Origin of the sequence: Rhizobium alarense (assembly GCF_021555155.1) — a bacterium.
Taxonomy (GTDB): domain Bacteria; phylum Pseudomonadota; class Alphaproteobacteria; order Rhizobiales; family Rhizobiaceae; genus Rhizobium_D; species Rhizobium_D alarense.
Genome location: NZ_JAKGBU010000087.1, coordinates 1 through 15,799 on the forward strand (window position 1 = coordinate 1; position 15,799 = coordinate 15,799).

The window sequence follows — 15,799 nt, forward strand, 5'->3', positions numbered from 1 at the left end:
CGTCGGCTGGGGTATGGGAACCGCCGTCTTCCACTGTCCGCATTTCCCGGCCGAAGCCCGCGCAACGCTGCGAGCGGACGGCACCGCATTGGTGGAGACGGCCGGTGCCGACATGGGGCAGGGCGCCTGGACGGCGCTCGCCCAGATCGCCGCCGAAGCGCTCGGCCTCGATCCCGACCAGGTCGAGCTTCATTCCGGCCTGTCGACGCTGCCGGACGGCGGCATCGCCGGCGGATCGGGCCATACGGCAAGTGCCGGTCTGGCGCTCAACAATGCCGGCAAGGACGCGCTCGCCAAACTGGCGGAGCTTGCCGTGAACGATCCGGATTCACCGCTTTTCGGTGCCGGAAACATCGGCGTGGAAGCCCGCGGCGGGCGACTTTGCCGGCGCGACGACGAGAACCGCAGCGAGAGCTACGCGGACATTCTCCGGCGTGCGGGCGCGACGCAGGTGGTTGGGACGGCGAAAGCCGCCCGCGATCCGGCGGATGCCGAGGCCCATGCCATGTTTTCGCATGGCGCGGTCTTCGCCGAGGTGACGATCGATCCCGATCTCGGCCAGATTCGCACGACCCGTCTCGTCGGCGCCTTTGCCGCCGGCCGCATCATCAATCCCCGGCTCGTGCGCAGCCAGTATTTCGGCGGCATGATCTGGGGAACGTCCTTCGCGCTGCACGAGGAGGCCATCACCGACCGCCGTACCGGCCGGATCATGAATGCCGATCTGGCCGAGTATCACGTGCCGGTCAATGCCGACGTGCCGTCGCTCGAGGCGATCCTCGTGCCGGAGACCGACCCCTATGTCAATCCGATCGGCGTCAAGGGCGTCGGCGAGATCGGCATCACCGGCACGGTCGGCGCGATTGCCAATGCCATCTGGCATGCGACGGGCATGCGCGTGCGGCGCTTCCCCGTGCGTATCGAGGATATCCTGGTCAGCCTTTAGCCGGCTTCGAAACCGGCCCGGCGGAACGCCTTGTTTCGTCGGGCCTTTGTGACCTGCACGGGAAAGCGCAGCCTGCGGCCGTCAGATGTCGAGCGTCGTCGCCCGCTCCCATTCGGTGAAATGCGACGCGTAGGCGTTCCATTCCTGCTGCTTGAGCTTCAGGTAAGCCGCCGAGAATTCCGTGCCCATCGCCGCCTTCAGCTCGGTGTCGGCATCGTAGTCGCGCAACGCGTCGAGCAGGTTCAAGGGCAGCTTCGGTGCGTTCTTCACCGTGTGGCCGTCCTGGTACATGTCGATGTCGTAGTGTGGACCCGGATCGGCGTTCGACTTCAGGCCGCTCAAGCCGGCGGCGATGACGACGGCCTGCAGCAGGTAAGGGTTCACCGCGCCGTCGGGCAGGCGCAGTTCGAAACGGCCGGGGCCCGGCACGCGCACCATATGGGTGCGGTTGTTGCCGGTCCAGGTGACGGTGTTCGGCGCCCAGGTGGCGCCCGAGACGGTGCGCGGCGCATTGATGCGCTTGTAGGAATTGACCGTCGGATTGGTGATCGCGGCAAGCGCCGAGGCATGTTTCATGATACCGCCGAGGAACGTCTTGCCCTTGGCCGAAAGGCCGAAGGGGGCCGCGTCGTCGGCAAAGGCGTTGACCCTGCCCGCCGTGTCCCAGACCGAGATGTGGCAATGGCAGCCGTTGCCGGTCAGCCCCTTGAAGGGTTTCGGCATGAAGGTGGCGCGCAATCCGTGTTTCTCGGCGACCGACTTCACCATGAACTTGAAGAAGGAATGCTTGTCGGCGGTTGCAAGCGCGTCGTCGAACTCCCAGTTCATCTCGAACTGGCCGTTCGCATCCTCGTGGTCGTTCTGGTAGGGCTTCCAGCCGAGCGCCAGCATGTGGTCGCAGATCTCGGCGATCACGTCGTAGCGGCGCATGACGGCCTGCTGGTCGTAGCAGGGCTTTTCCGCCGTGTCGCGGCCGTCGGAGATTTCCGATCCGTCCTGCGAGATCAGGAAGAACTCCGCTTCGACGCCGGTCTTGACCCTGAGACCCTGCTTGGCCGCTTCCGCGATCAGCCTCTTCAGGATGTTGCGCGGCGCCTGCGCCACGGCTTTCCCCTCCATGAAGCAGTCGGCCGCCACCCAGGCGACCTCCGGCTTCCAGGGAAGCTGGATGACGGCGCTTGCGTCCGGCATGGCGAAGAGGTCGGGATGGGCGGGCGTCATGTCGAGCCAGGTGGCGAAGCCGGCAAAACCCGCACCGTCCTTCTGCATGTCGGCGATCGCCTGCGCCGGCACGAGCTTCGCCCGCTGGCCGCCGAAGAGATCGGTGTAGCTGATCATGAAATACTTGACGCCCTTGTCCTGGGCGTAGGTCGAGAGATCCAGTGTCACGGCGTTCCCCTTTGGATTATCTGGACACTATTGCGAAAAGCGAAGGACGCCGGTCTCCTCCCAAAGGCCGGCGTCGAAAAAAATCGGCTAGAAGCCGCCCTTGCCGGGCACCCAGCTCGTGCCGGCAAGCGGCACCTGCGCCATGGCGGATGCCTCGATCGTCAGCGCGCAGAGGTCTTCCGGCTCGAGGTTATGCAGGTGGTTCTTGCCGCAGGCGCGCGCGATGGTCTGCGCTTCCAGCGTCATGACCTTGAGATAGTTGGCGAGCCGGCGGCCGGCGATCTCCGGGTCGAGGCGCTTTGCAAGCTCCGGGTCCTGCGTCGTGATGCCGGCCGGGTCCCTGCCCTCGTGCCAGTCGTCATAGGCGCCGGCGGTCGTGCCGAGCTTGCGGTATTCGTCCTCCCAGTGCGGGTCGTTGTCGCCGATGGCAATGAGCGCCGCCGTGCCGATCGCCACCGCGTCGGCGCCGAGCGCCAAAGCCTTCGCGACATCCGCGCCGGAGCGGATGCCGCCGGAGATGACGAGTTGCACCTTGCGGTGCATGCCGAGGTCCTGCAGCGCCTGCACGGCGGGACGGATGCAGGCGAGCGTCGGCATGCCGACATTCTCGATGAAGACGTCCTGCGTCGCGGCCGTGCCGCCCTGCATGCCGTCGAGCACCACGACATCGGCGCCGGACTTCACGGCCAGCGCCGTGTCATAATAGGGCCGGGCACCGCCGACCTTGACGTAGATCGGCTTCTCCCAGTCGGTGATCTCGCGCAGCTCGAGGATCTTGATCTCGAGGTCGTCCGGCCCGGTCCAGTCGGGGTGGCGGCAGGCCGAGCGCTGGTCGATGCCCTTCGGCAGCGTGCGCATCTCGGCGACGCGGTCGGAGATCTTCTGGCCGAGCAGCATGCCGCCGCCGCCGGGCTTCGCCCCCTGGCCGACGACGATCTCGATCGCATCGGCGCGGCGGAGATCCCGCGGGTTCATGCCGTAGCGCGACGGCAGGTACTGGTAGACGAGCGTCTTCGAGTGGCCGCGCTCCTCGTCCGTCATGCCGCCGTCGCCGGTGGTCGTCGAGGTGCCGGCGATCGTGGCACCCCGGCCCAGAGCCTCCTTGGCAGGGCCGGACAGCGCGCCGAAACTCATGCCGGCGATGGTGATCGGGATCTTGAGCTCGATCGGCTTCTTCGCGAAACGCGTGCCGAGCGTCACCGAGGTCTCGCATTTCTCGCGGTAGCCCTCGAGCGGATAGCGCGAGATCGAGGCGCCGAGGAAGAGCAGGTCGTCGAAATGCGGAACCTTGCGCTTCGCACCGCCGCCGCGGATGTCGTAGATGCCGGTCGCCGCGGCGCGGCGGATTTCCGCCATCGTGTAGTCGTCGAAGGTCGCGGACTTGCGCGGCGGGGTGAAGGGATTGTGATAGCTCATCGTGTCGCCTCAATATGCATCGGCATTGTCGATGTTGAAATTGTAGAGCGTGCGGGCCGAGCCGTAGCGCTTGAACTCCTCCGGCTTCGCATCGGTGACGCCGGCCTTGTCGAGAAGGTCCGCTAGGAGCTTCAGGTGCTTCGGCTTCATTTCCTTCTCGACGCAGTCGGCGCCGAGGCTCTTCACCGTGCCGCGCACGAAGAGCTTTGCCTCGTAGAGCGAGTCGCCGAGCGCCTCGCCGGCGTCGCCGAGCACGACCAGGTGGCCGGACTGGCCCATGAAGGCCGACATGTGGCCGATCGAGCCGCAGACGACGATGTCGATGCCCTTCATCGAGATGCCGCAGCGGGATGCCGCGTTGCCGCGGATGACGAGCAGGCCGCCTCGGCCCGTCGCGCCGGCATATTGCGAGGCGTCACCCTCGATGACGACGGTGCCGGACATCATGTTCTCGGCGACGCCGGGGCCGGCCGAGCCGTGCACGGTCACGGTGCCGCCGTCGTTCATGCCGGCGCAGTAGTAGCCGACCGAACCGCGCACATCGACGGAGACCGGCTTGTCGATGCCGACGGCGACGGCGTGGCTGCCGCGCGGATTGACGACCTCGAAGGCCGTTTCGTTGGAACCTTCGGGGATCGCATGCAGCGCCTGGTTCAGCGCGCGCAGCGGCATGACGGAGAGATCGTAGGTGGGCATGAAGTCCTCTTTGCGCGAAAGGGGGGAGGGCGCGTCACGCGGCCTTGTCGCGGTCCCAGAAATAGACGGTGGCGGGTTCCGGCTCCCAGACGCGGGCCGTCTCGATGCCGGGCAGGTTGACGAGCGCGCGGTATTCCGAGCCGAAGGCGACGTATTGCTCGGTTTCGGCCATCACGGCCGGCTTGCAGGCGATCGGGTCGCGCAGCACGCCGAATCCCGACTTCGTGCCGACGACGAAGGTGAAGAAGCCGTCGAGGTCGGAAACGGCGCCTTCCAGTGCGCGACCCAGATCCTTGCCCTTGGCCATCTCGGCCGTCAGATAGGCGGCGGCGACCTCGCTGTCGTTCTCGGTCTCGAAGCTCATGCCCTCCCGCTTCAGGTCGCGGCGCAGGTTGTTGTGGTTGGAGAGCGAGCCGTTGTGCACGAGGCACTGGTCTGAACCGGTGGAGAAGGGATGCGCGCCGAGCGTCGTCACGGCGCTTTCCGTCGCCATGCGGGTATGCCCGATGCCATGTGTGCCGCCCATCGCTCGGATGTCGAAGCGGGCGACGACATCCCTCGGCAGACCCACTTCCTTGTAGATCTCGACGCTGTCGCCGGCGCCCATGACGCGCACGGCGGAGCGCTCGGCCTTCAGCCAGTCGCGCACGGCCTCCGCCTTCGCGGCGTCGACGGACAGAACGGCATGCGTCGCCTTCACGGTCATCACGGCCGACGGATCGACGGCCGAAAGTGCGGTATCAAGCCCGGCGAAATCCGCGTCGGGATTGCCCGACTGCACCGTGATCTTCACCCGTCCAGCCTCCGGTGCGCCGTAGATCGCGATGCCGGCCGAATCCGGACCCCGGTCCGTCATCGTCACCAGCATGTCCGACAGCATCGCGCCGAGCTTCGGCTCCAGGCCCTTGTCCTTCAGAAACAGACCGACGATCCCGCACATGCGAATGGCTCCCTTGCTGCGATGCAAAGTGTCTTAGCAGCAAGCGTGGCGACCTTCAATCACGAAGAATATAAATTTCTCTAAAAGAATATTTTTGCGCATACGCCATTTGGTGCTAGATATATAGGTAAGTTATCACATTGGAGTGCCCGCATGCGAACACTGGTGACATTCGACGACGACCAGATTCGCGCGCTTGACACGCTTGCGCGCCGCCAGCGCGTCTCCCGGGCCGAACTGATCCGGCGTGCCGTCGACCGCTTCATAGAAGAGAAGACACCGAGTGACGACTTGCCGTCCTTCGGCCTATGGGACGGTGGCGCCGGCGATGGGCTTGCCTATCAGGAAAAGCTGCGCTCCGAATGGTGAAGGCGGTCTTCGACACCAACATCCTGGTCGACTATCTGAACGGCATAACCGCTGCACGAGACGAGATTCTTCGCTATCGGGAACGCGTCGTCAGCATCGTCACCTGGATGGAGGTGATGGTCGGAACCACGCCGGAGACCGAAGCCGGCACCCGCGCCTTTCTCGGCACATTCGAGGTCCTGCCGCTCACGGACCTCGTTGCCGAGGAGGCGGTGACGCTCCGGCGCAGGCATCGAATCCGACTGCCGGATGCCGTCATCTGGGCGAGCGCCCTGACGAGCGCGTCCCTTCTCGTCACACGCAACAGCCGGGACTTTCCCCCGGATCGGCCCGAGGTGCGTATTCCCTACGTCTTCGCCGGATGTTTGCCGGTCGATCCGACGATCGATAAATTATGACCAACAAGCAGGTCAGGAGCAGTGCTGTGACGCGCATCAATCTCACTGAGGCCAAGGCCCGCCTCGGCGAACTCGTTGCACGCGCCGAGGCGGGCGAGGCAGTCGAGATCATGCGGCGCGGCAAGATCGTCGCGCGGCTGGTGCCGGTGCCGGCGGAGAAGACCGAAGAAGCCGATCGACATCAAGCGCTTGCGGGCGTTGACTGCATCTATGCAGCCGTCGGCGGAAAGCGCAGGCGATTTCCTGCGAAAATTTCGTGATGACGAACGATATTGATGCGTATCCATCTCGTAGCTTCGCAGAATGAGACGACAATCTGCACATTCCGTAGTCACCCCTGCGGATAGGCGATGATCGACAGATATTTCGCCGGCAGCGTCACCAGCACCTCGGGTCCGTGGCGCGCATCGGCGTCGAAGAACAGGCTGTCGCCGGGCTGCATGGTGAAGAGCTGGTCGCCGTGGCGGTAGACCACCTCGCCCTCCAGCATGTAGAGAAATTCCATGCCCTCGTGCTGGAAGGCCGGGAAGACGTCGGAATCGGTGGTGAGCGTGATGAGATAGGGTTCCACCACCACCCCGCTCGTGTTGTTGTCGATATGGCCGAGCAGGTTGTACTGGTGGCCGGAGCGCGTGCCGCGCCGCTCGATCTCCACCCCTTCGCCGGCCTTGACGAACATCGCGTTGCGCGGCTCCTCGAAGCGGCGGAAGAAGGCCGTCAGCGGCACGCCGAGTGCGCGCGAGAGCGACTGCAAGGTCGTCAGAGACGGCGAGATGTTGCCGTTTTCGATCTTCGACAGCATGCCGAGCGAAATGCCGGTCGCGGCCGAGAGGTCGGTGACGGTGATGCCGAGCTTCTTGCGGAAGGCGCGCACCTCGTGGCCGATCGCCATTTCAAGGTTGTTCTCCTTCGGCTCGCGCAGCGCGTGCGGGTCCTGCGTCAGGCTCGGCCGCACGGTTGCGCCGTCGCCCGCCGCCATCGCTATCGGTTCCTTCCTGCGTGCCATTCCGTCCTCCGGCGCTGCGTCGATCGGCAGCCTATCTCCGGAGTGAAATCTTCTCAACCCGCAAGAAAACCGCTTCCGGCATCAGCCGCGCACGGTGCTGGGGGTCTGGCCGAAATGGCGGCGGTAGGTCGTGGAGAAATGTCCGGCGCTCTGGAAGCCGCAGGCCAATGCGATCTCGCCGATCGCGAGCGGGCTCTGCTGCAGCAGGCGCCGCGCGTGCTCCAGCCGGATGCGGCGGTATTCGGCGAGAAAGGTCGAGCTCATCTTGCCGGCGAACAGCCGGTCGAGATGGCGGGGCGTGATGCCGGCGAAACGGGCCATGGCGTCGCGGGCAAGCGGCGTCTCGACGGTCGCCTCCATCTTCTCCAGCACGGCGAGCAGTGCCGGATGATGAACGCCGTGCCGCTCGGCGAGCGAGGCGCGCTGCGGTGCCGCGGATCCGCCGACGGCCGTGTGCAGGTACCAGTCGCTGACGCGGCGTGCGAAATCCCCGCCCATGCGACCGGCGATCAGCGCATGCATCATGTCGAGCGGCGCGACGCCGCCGCCACAGGTGATGCGCCCGGCGTCGATCACGTAGCGCGCCCGTTCCGGTGCGAGCGCCGGAAAGGTCTCCGCGAAGACCGGCGCGTGCTCCCAGTGAATGGTGAAACGGCAGCCGGCAAGCAGGCCGGCGGCGGCGAGAATATGCGGACCGCCGGAAATGCCGCCGATCCGCACGCCCTGCCGCGCGAGAAGCCGGATCGTCGCCTCGACGGCCGGCGCCTGCCAGCGGTCGGGCATGCCGCCCGCGCAGACGAAGACGGTGTGCAGGCCGCCCGCTTTCTGCGGCAGGCCTTCGCAGGGCACCAGCGCGCCGGACGAGGCTCTTGCCGCCCCGCCGCCGTCGCGAAAGGCCTGCATGCGATAGATCTCGCGTCCTGCCAAGAGGTTGGCGGCACGCAGCGGTTCGCTCGCGGCGGCGTAGCTCATCAGCGCGAAGCCGTCGATCAGGATGAAGCCGATGTCCTGGACCTGCCGGTCGTCGCGATCTCCCATGTCCTATTTTGTAAATTTTTCGTCTCGTGCAAGCAAGTGCCCGATCGACTTCCAACCGATGATGCGGCGATCACTCCCATGGGGGCCGCATGCGCTATTCCGCCCTGTCTCTGCTGAAGAACGCCCTCACAGGCAACCGCGACTGGCAGCCCGCCTGGCGTCAGCCGGCGCCGAAGCCGCACTACGACGTGATCATCGTCGGCGGCGGCGGGCATGGACTGGCGACGGCCTACTACCTCGCCAAGGAATTCGGGCTGCGCAACGTCGCGGTTATCGAGAAGGGTTATGTCGGCTCCGGCAACGTCGGCCGCAACACGACGATCATCCGCTCCAACTACCTGCTGCCCGGCAACAATCCGTTCTACGAGCTGTCGCTGACGCTCTGGGAGGGGCTGGAGCAGGACTTCAACTTCAATGCCATGGTGTCGCAGCGCGGCATCGTCAACCTCTACCATTCCGACGCCCAGCGCGACGCCTATACGCGGCGCGGCAACGCGATGCGGCTGCACGGGGTCGACGCCGAGCTGCTCGAGCGGCCGGCGCTGCGCGAGATGCTGCCGTTCCTCGATTTCGACAATGCCCGCTTCCCCGTGCTCGGCGGCCTTCTGCAGCGGCGCGCCGGCACGGTGCGCCATGATGCCGTCGCCTGGGGCTATGCGCGCGGCGCCGACAGCCGCGGCGTCGACATCATCCAGCACTGCGAGGTGACAGCCATCCGCCGCGAGAACGGCCGCGTCACCGGCGTCGAGACCAGTCGCGGCTTCATCGGATGCGGCAGGCTGGCGCTGGCGACCGCCGGCAATTCGAGCCGCACCGCGGAGATGGCCGGCCTGTCGCTGCCGATCGAGAGCCATGTGCTGCAGGCCTTCGTCTCGGAGGGGCTGAAGCCCTTCATCGATTGCGTCGTCACCTTCGGCGTCGGCCATTTCTACATCTCGCAGTCGGACAAGGGCGGCCTGGTCTTCGGCGGCGACATCGACGGTTACAATTCCTATGCCCAGCGCGGCAATCTGGCGATGGTGGAACATGTCGCCGAGGCCGGCGTCTCGATGATCCCGGCGCTGTCGCGCGTCCGGATGCTGCGCGCCTGGGGCGGCATCATGGACATGTCGATGGACGGGTCGCCGATCATCGACCGCACGCCGATCGACAATCTCTACCTCAATGCCGGCTGGTGCTACGGCGGCTTCAAGGCGACGCCGGCCTCCGGCTACTGCTTCGCGCACCTGATCGCGAGGAATGAGCCGCACGAGACGGCGCGGCAGATGCGGCTCGACCGCTTCGAGCGCGGTTATCTCCTCGACGAGGGCGGCAAGGGCGCCCAGGCGAACCTGCACTAGAAGGGAAACACGATGGCAAGCTTCATTCCGTGCCCCCATTGCGGGCCGCGCCCCAAGGAAGAGTTCAAGGTGCGCGGCGATGCCGCCGTCGTGCGCCCGGCGCCCGATGCGCCGCGGGAGGCGTGGTTCGCCTATGTCTATGCGCGCGACAACCAGCGCGGGCGCCACCGCGAGCACTGGCAGCATGTCGGCGGCTGCCGGCGCTGGCTGGTGGTGGAGCGGGACACGGCGACGCACGAGGTCTACGGTGCGCAGGACGCGGCGGGTCTTTCGTCCGGAGGCGCCGCATGACCTCCCGGCGCCTTGCCGAGGGCGGCCTCATCGACCGCTCGGCCACGCTTCGCTTCACCTTCGACGGCAGGCCGCTGTCCGGTCATGCCGGCGACACGCTGGCCTCGGCGCTGCTCGCCAACGGCATCGGCCTCGTCGGCCGCAGTTTCAAGTACCATCGCCCCCGCGGCGTGCTGACCGCAGGTGCGGCCGAGCCGAACGCGCTCGTTGCCATCGGCCGCGGCGGCCGGCGCGAGGCCAACACGCGGGCAACCGTCCAGCCGCTCTATGACGGGCTCTCGGCCGAGAGCCAGAACCGCTGGCCGTCGCTCGGCTTCGACATCGGCGCCGTCAACGGCTTGCTCTCGCCGCTGCTCGGCGCCGGTTTCTACTACAAGACCTTCATGTGGCCGGCGGCCTTCTGGGAAAAGCTCTACGAGCCGCTGATCCGCAGGGCCGCGGGCCTCGGCCGTGCGACGCACGAGGCGGACCCGGACGCCTACGAGAAGCGCTGGGCCCATTGCGACCTGCTCGTCGTCGGCGCCGGCCCGGCGGGCCTTGCCGCGGCGCTCACCGCCGGCCGGGCCGGTGCCCGCGTCCTCCTCCTCGACGAGGGCGAGCGTCCGGGCGGCAGCCTGCTCTCGGAAACGGCGACGATCGGCGGCGTCCTGGCGCCGGCCTTTGCCGCGACGGTGATCGCGGAATTGGAGAGCCTGCCGAATGTCGACATCCTCCCCCGCACCACGGCCTTCGGCTGGTACGACGACAATGTCTTCGGTGCCGTCGAGCGCGTGCAGAAACATGTCGGCGTCGTCGATCCTAAGCGCCCCGTCGAGCGGCTCTGGCGCATCGTCGCGAAGCAGGCGATCCTGGCGACCGGCGCCGAGGAGCGCCCGCTCGTCTTCGGCGGCAACGACAGGCCGGGCGTCATGATGGCGGGCGCCCTGCGGACCTATCTCAACCGCTACGCGGTCGCGGCCGGGCGCCGCGTCGCGCTGTTCACCACCAATGACAGCGCCTATGCCGTCGCCGCCGACCTGGAGGCGCGCGGCGTCGAGGTCGCTGCGATCGTCGACAGCCGCCCGGCACCGGCCGTCTCCTGGAGCGGCCGGGCACGGCAGATCGCCGGCGCCGTCGTCCGCGACACGAAGGGGGGCCGCGCGCTCAACGCGGTCACGGTGGTGCGCGACGGGCGGGAGGAGACGATCGAGGCGGATGCGCTCGGCATGTCCGGCGGCTTTTCGCCGGTTATCCACCTCGCCTGCCATCGCGGCGGAAAACCCGTCTGGGACGAGGCGCAGGCCGCCTTCCTGGCACCCGCCGATCTCCGGGGGCTCGCGCCCGCCGGCGCGGCTGCGGGCAGGGGCGGGCTTGCCGATTGCCTTTCGGACGGCGCGCGGCTGGCTGCCGAGGCCGTGCTGTCGCTCGGCCTGCCGGGCCGGCCGGCAGAGTTCGGTGCCGTCGAGGGCGCGCCCGGCGACGGGGCGGCGAAGCCGCTCTGGGCGGTCAAGGCACCGAAGGGCAAGGCCTTCGTCGATTTCCAGAACGACGTGCATGTGAAGGATCTCGGCCTCGCCGTCCGCGAAGGCTACGGCCATGTCGAGCTCGCGAAGCGCTATACGACGAGCGGCATGGCGACCGACCAGGGCAAGCTGTCGAACGTCAACGCCATCGGCATTCTCGCCGAGGCCCGCGGCATCTCGCCGGCCGAAGTCGGCACCACCACCTTCCGGCCCTTCTATACCCCCGTCACCTTCGGCGCGCTGGCCGGCACCGCGAAGGGCCGGCATTTCCAGCCGGTGCGCCGCTCGCCGCTGCACGGCTGGGCGGAGAGGAACGGCGCCGTCTTCGTCGAATCGGGCCTGTGGTACCGCTCCTCCTGGTTCCCGCGCGCGGGCGAGGCGACCTGGCGGCAGAGCGTCGACCGCGAGGTCCTGACCGTGCGGTCCGCCGCCGGCCTCTGCGACGTGTCGACACTCGGCAAGATCGAGATCTTCGGCAGGGACGCCGCCGTCTTCCTCGACCGCGTCTATTGCAACGGCTTCCTGAAGCTCCCCGTCGGCAAGGCGCGCTACGGCCTGATGCTGCGCGAGGACGGTTTCATCGACGACGACGGCACGACGAGCCGGCTGGGCGAAAGCCACTACCTGATGACGACGACGACGGCGCATGCCGCCGGCGTGCTCGAACATCTCGAATTCTGCGCCCAGGCGCTCTGGCCGGAGCTCGACGTGCGCTTCGCCTCGGTCTCGGACCAGTGGGCGCAGATGGCGATCGCAGGGCCGAAGGCCCGCGCGATCCTCCAGGCGATCGTCGACGATGCCATCGACAACGACGCCTTCCCCTATCTCGCCGCCCGCGCGGTCTCGCTTTTCGGCGGCGCGCTCCACGGCCGGCTGTTCCGCATCTCCTTTTCGGGCGAACTCGCCTACGAGCTTGCCGTGCCGGCCGGCTACGGCGAGACGGTGGCGGATGCGATCATGGCGGCGGGCAGACCGCACGGCATCTGCGCCTATGGCGTCGAGGCGCTCGGCGTCATGCGCATCGAGAAGGGTCACGTCACCCATTCCGAGATCAACGGCACGGTGACGCCCGGCGACCTCGGCTTCGGACGCATGGTGTCGAAGACGAAGCCGGATTTCATCGGCAAGGCCATGCTCGCCCGCGAGGGTCTGCAGGCCGCCGACCGGCCGCAGCTCGTCGGCGTGAAACCGCTCGATCGCGGGGAGGGCTTCCGCGCCGGCGCGCATATCCTGAAGAAGGGCGACGCCGCCACGCTCGAGAACGATCAGGGCTACGTCACCTCCGCAGCCTTCTCGCCGGGTCTCGGCCATGCGGTCGGCCTGGCGCTCGTCAAGCACGGGCCGCAGCGCCACGGCGAGGAGGTCGTGGTCTGGAACGCGCTGCGCGCCGAGTTCACGCCGGCCGTGCTCTGCGCGCCCTGCTTCATCGATCCGGAAAACGGAAAGCTCCATGTCTGACGCCGCGCTCATCCTTTGTTCGCCGCTCGACGGCAAGGCCGTCGGCGATGCCGGTTCGCCGCTCTGGCTCGCCGCACCGGTGCCGGGCCATGTGGTGCAGATCCTTGCCGCGCCCACCGCGAACGATGCGGCGACGGTGCTGGCGTCGCTTGCCGAACGGCAGGGCGCGTCGCTGCGTCCCGCCGGCCCCGGCCAATGGCTGCTGGTCGGCGACCGGCCGCTCGAGCCGACCGGCCTGCAGGCGATCGCCGCCGCGCTCGACGGCAGGGCCGACGTGCTGGACCAGAGCCACGGCCGGGTGCGTATCGCGCTCGGCGGCAGCGCGGTGCGAACCGTTCTTGCCAAGGGCACGGCGCTCGACCTTCATCCGCACGCCTTCCCCGTCGGCGCGTCGGCCATGACGATGATCGGCCATCTCGCCGTCCACCTGACGAAGGTCGACGACGACCGCTTCGAGATCGTCGTCACCCGCTCCTTCGCGGAAAGCCTGTGGGAGGATCTCGAGGCGATGGCGGCGGAATATCTTTAGCCGGCTATAGCGTGTCCGGCTTCGCTTTCGCATTGACAGCGCCGCGCGCCTTCCGGCAGGCAGGAGCCGACGCAACCGGATCGACGCACCATGTCCAGGACCACCCGTGCCACGGCAACGCTCGCAAAGGCGGGCGTCGCCTTCACTGTCCATGCCTATGACTACGACCCGAACGCGGAGCGCATCGGCCTGCAGGCGGCCGCCGCGATCGGCGAGCATCCGGCGCGGGTCCTCAAGACGCTGATGGCGGAGGTCGACGGCAAGCCGGTCTGCGTCGTCGTGCCGTCCGACCGCGAGGTCTCGATGAAGAAACTCGCCAGCGCCTTCCGGGGCAAGTCTGCCGCGATGATGAAACCGGCCGATGCCGAGCGGCTGACCGGCTATCATGTCGGCGGCATCAGCCCCTTCGGCCAGAAGAAGCGCGTTGCGACGGCAATCGAGGCCGAGGCGATGGCGCATGACGCCGTCTATGTCAACGGCGGGCAGCGCGGCCTGCAGGTGCGGCTCTCGCCACGGGACGCGTAGGCCGTGCTGCAGGCGATCGCGGCGCCGCTGGTCGCCTGACGTTCAGAGAAGTTTTGCGAGCAGCGTCGCCAGCACATTGGCGTCGACCTCGCTCATCCGCGCGCCGAGGTGCCGCTCGATCGAGGGCTCGTAGACCTCCCACATCTTCAGCCGCAGTTCGCGACCCGCCGGGGCGATCGCGATCCGCAGCCCGCCGCCTTTTGCGTCAGGATCGTCCCGGAGCACGAACCCTTCGTCCGCCAGTCGGTCGAGCACGGGCACGAGATCGGCCTGCGCAAGCATGGCGCGCCGTCCGATCTCCGCCGGGTCGAGCGAACCCTCGTGGGCCTGGGACAGCACGTAGAGAATGTCATACACGGCAAGCGGCGGCTGGCCCGCCGCCAGCAGGTCGGCGTCGATCGCCGAAAGCACGCTCCTCTGCGCACGCATCAACCGGAACCAGGCTTCGACGGCCTGATGCGAGGGCAGCGGCGGATGATCCTGCGATCGGTGCGGCATGCACGCATTCACATCCATATCGACGGAATTTGCAAACGGATTTAGAGGCAGCGGCAAAGGCCGCCTCGCCGGTGCCCCCGGCGGCCTGTGTCCCTGCCGGCGGCGCGACCGTGAAGAGGCCGGCCGGTTGGCGCTTCATTTCTTGCGCAAAGCGCTCTAAGTCTGTTCCATCCGATTTGAGAAGAGCAGGCGTATCATGTCCTATCCGGCCAATTCCCCGTCCGCCGTCGATCCGGCGAAACTCGACAAGCTGGCGGAAGTCGCCGTCAGGATCGGCCTTCAGCTTCAGCGCGGCCAGGACCTCGTGATGACGGCGCCGGTTGCCGCCCTGCCGCTCGCGCGCCTCATCACCCAACATGCCTATATGGCCGGCGCCGGCCTCGTCACGGCCTTCTATTCCGACGAGGAGGCGACGCTCGCCCGCTATCGCCACGCGCCGGACGAAAGTTTCGACCGCGCCTCGGACTGGCTCTACGAGGGCATGGCGAAGGCCTATGCGAACGGCGCGGCGCGGCTCGCGATCGCCGGCGACAATCCCATGCTGCTGTCCGGCGAGGATCCGGGCAGGGTCGCACGGGCCAACAAGGCGAATTCCACCGCCTACAAGCCGGCGCTCGAGAAGATCGCCAATTTCGACATCAACTGGAACATCGTCTCCTATCCCAACCCGTCCTGGGCGAAGCAGATGTTCCCGGACGACCCGGAGGAGGTGGCGGTCGCCAGGCTCGCCGATGCGATCTTCGCCGCCTCGCGGGTCGACGTCGCCGATCCGGTTGCGGCCTGGGAGGCACACAATGCCAATCTCGCGAAGCGGTCGGCCTGGCTCAACGGGCAGCGCTTCGCCGCCCTTCGCTTCACCGGGCCCGGCACCGATCTGACGGTCGGCCTTGCCGACGGCCACGAATGGCACGGCGGCGCCTCGACGGCGAAGAACGGCATCACCTGCAATCCGAACATCCCGACCGAGGAGGTCTTCACGACGCCGCATGCGCGCCGCGTCGAGGGCCATGTCTCCTCCACCAAGCCGCTGTCGCACCAGGGCACATTGATCGACGACATCCGGGTCCGCTTCGAGGCCGGCCGCATCGTCGAGGCAAAGGCGTCGAAGGGCGAGGCGGTGCTCAACAAGGTGCTCGACACCGACGAGGGCGCCCGCCGCCTCGGCGAGGTGGCGCTGGTGCCGCATTCCTCGCCGATCTCGGCGAGCGGCCTGTTGTTCTACAACACGCTGTTCGACGAGAACGCCGCCTGCCACATCGCGCTCGGCCAGTGCTATTCCAAGTGCTTCCTCGACGGCGCGACACTGACGCAGGACCAGATCGCCGCGCAGGGCGGCAATGCGAGCCTCATTCATATCGACTGGATGATCGGTTCGGACAGGGTGGACATCGACGGTGTCAAGCCGGACGGGGAACGCGTCCCCGTCATGCGTGGCGGCGAGTGGGCGTGATCGGGAAC

General features: G+C 67.5%; 17 protein-coding genes. 10 read left to right on the plus strand and 7 right to left on the minus strand.

The window, feature by feature from the left end:
* Positions 1 to 946: xanthine dehydrogenase family protein molybdopterin-binding subunit (locus LXM94_RS21350; protein WP_235773500.1), on the plus strand; the 946-nt coding region annotated here is incomplete at its 5' end.
* Positions 947 to 1,027: 81 nt separating this feature from the next.
* On the opposite strand, the gene glnT is transcribed toward LXM94_RS21350, so the two are convergent.
* From glnT to LXM94_RS21370, 4 genes are all read right to left on the minus strand, one after another.
* The gene (gene glnT / locus LXM94_RS21355; protein WP_235773501.1) at positions 1,028 to 2,335 is read right to left on the minus strand and encodes a type III glutamate--ammonia ligase; all 1,308 of its coding nucleotides are present in this window, start codon (positions 2,333 to 2,335) and stop codon (positions 1,028 to 1,030) included.
* Positions 2,336 to 2,422: 87 nt separating this feature from the next.
* Complete coding sequence (locus tag LXM94_RS21360; protein ID WP_235773502.1) at positions 2,423 to 3,751, minus strand: FMN-binding glutamate synthase family protein; 1,329 nt, start codon at positions 3,749 to 3,751, stop codon at positions 2,423 to 2,425.
* Between the two features lie 9 nt (positions 3,752 to 3,760).
* Entirely contained in the window at positions 3,761 to 4,447 is a 687-nt protein-coding gene (locus tag LXM94_RS21365; RefSeq protein ID WP_235773503.1) for a GXGXG domain-containing protein, read from the minus strand.
* 34 nt (positions 4,448 to 4,481) lie between these two features.
* A complete protein-coding gene (locus LXM94_RS21370; RefSeq protein WP_235773504.1) occupies positions 4,482 to 5,387 on the minus strand; it encodes a class II glutamine amidotransferase in 906 nt (301 codons plus the stop codon).
* Between the two features lie 153 nt (positions 5,388 to 5,540).
* Between LXM94_RS21370 and LXM94_RS21375 the strand changes: the two genes are divergently transcribed.
* From LXM94_RS21375 to LXM94_RS21385, 3 genes are read left to right on the plus strand one after another with little or no spacing between them, the layout of a single operon-like run.
* The gene (locus tag LXM94_RS21375) at positions 5,541 to 5,756 is read left to right on the plus strand and encodes a ribbon-helix-helix domain-containing protein (RefSeq protein WP_235773505.1); all 216 of its coding nucleotides are present in this window, start codon (positions 5,541 to 5,543) and stop codon (positions 5,754 to 5,756) included.
* The gene (locus LXM94_RS21380) at positions 5,750 to 6,154 is read left to right on the plus strand and encodes a type II toxin-antitoxin system VapC family toxin (protein ID WP_235773506.1); all 405 of its coding nucleotides are present in this window, start codon (positions 5,750 to 5,752) and stop codon (positions 6,152 to 6,154) included. The genes LXM94_RS21375 and LXM94_RS21380 overlap by 7 nt, the downstream gene beginning before the upstream one ends.
* Entirely contained in the window at positions 6,151 to 6,414 is a 264-nt protein-coding gene (locus LXM94_RS21385) for a type II toxin-antitoxin system Phd/YefM family antitoxin (protein WP_408015675.1), read from the plus strand. The genes LXM94_RS21380 and LXM94_RS21385 overlap by 4 nt, the downstream gene beginning before the upstream one ends.
* Before the next feature lie 71 nt (positions 6,415 to 6,485).
* Here the strand turns inward: LXM94_RS21385 and LXM94_RS21390 are convergent, their stop codons facing one another.
* Entirely contained in the window at positions 6,486 to 7,160 is a 675-nt protein-coding gene (locus LXM94_RS21390) for a helix-turn-helix domain-containing protein (protein WP_408015676.1), read from the minus strand.
* A gap of 81 nt (positions 7,161 to 7,241) precedes the next feature.
* A complete protein-coding gene (locus LXM94_RS21395) occupies positions 7,242 to 8,198 on the minus strand; it encodes a GlxA family transcriptional regulator (RefSeq protein ID WP_235773507.1) in 957 nt (318 codons plus the stop codon).
* 89 nt (positions 8,199 to 8,287) lie between these two features.
* On the opposite strand from LXM94_RS21395, the gene LXM94_RS21400 reads away from it, so the two are divergent.
* The 5 genes from LXM94_RS21400 to ybaK all read left to right on the plus strand — a co-directional run bounded on the left by LXM94_RS21400 (position 8,288) and on the right by ybaK (position 13,843).
* Complete coding sequence (locus tag LXM94_RS21400; RefSeq protein ID WP_235773508.1) at positions 8,288 to 9,538, plus strand: sarcosine oxidase subunit beta family protein; 1,251 nt, start codon at positions 8,288 to 8,290, stop codon at positions 9,536 to 9,538.
* A 12-nt stretch (positions 9,539 to 9,550) separates the two neighbouring features.
* Positions 9,551 to 9,829 (plus strand): sarcosine oxidase subunit delta, encoded by a 279-nt coding sequence (locus LXM94_RS21405; protein WP_235773509.1) that lies wholly within the window; start codon positions 9,551 to 9,553, stop codon positions 9,827 to 9,829.
* Complete coding sequence (locus LXM94_RS21410; protein ID WP_235773510.1) at positions 9,826 to 12,789, plus strand: sarcosine oxidase subunit alpha family protein; 2,964 nt, start codon at positions 9,826 to 9,828, stop codon at positions 12,787 to 12,789. The genes LXM94_RS21405 and LXM94_RS21410 overlap by 4 nt, the downstream gene beginning before the upstream one ends.
* Entirely contained in the window at positions 12,782 to 13,318 is a 537-nt protein-coding gene (locus tag LXM94_RS21415) for a sarcosine oxidase subunit gamma (protein WP_235773511.1), read from the plus strand. Before LXM94_RS21410 ends, LXM94_RS21415 begins: the two co-directional genes overlap by 8 nt.
* A 90-nt stretch (positions 13,319 to 13,408) precedes the next feature.
* Positions 13,409 to 13,843, plus strand: coding sequence for a Cys-tRNA(Pro) deacylase (gene ybaK / locus LXM94_RS21420; protein ID WP_235773512.1), 435 nt, complete (start codon positions 13,409 to 13,411; stop codon positions 13,841 to 13,843).
* A gap of 42 nt (positions 13,844 to 13,885) precedes the next feature.
* Here ybaK and LXM94_RS21425 read toward each other — a convergent pair whose 3' ends face one another.
* The gene (locus LXM94_RS21425; protein WP_235773513.1) at positions 13,886 to 14,341 is read right to left on the minus strand and encodes a MarR family winged helix-turn-helix transcriptional regulator; all 456 of its coding nucleotides are present in this window, start codon (positions 14,339 to 14,341) and stop codon (positions 13,886 to 13,888) included.
* A 196-nt stretch (positions 14,342 to 14,537) separates the two neighbouring features.
* Here LXM94_RS21425 and LXM94_RS21430 point away from each other — a divergent pair, with 196 nt between their 5' ends.
* Positions 14,538 to 15,791 carry an aminopeptidase gene (locus LXM94_RS21430; RefSeq protein WP_235773514.1) on the plus strand — a complete coding sequence of 418 codons (1,254 nt, stop codon included), beginning with the start codon at positions 14,538 to 14,540 and terminating at the stop codon, positions 15,789 to 15,791.
* The last annotated feature ends 8 nt before the right edge of the window (positions 15,792 to 15,799 follow it).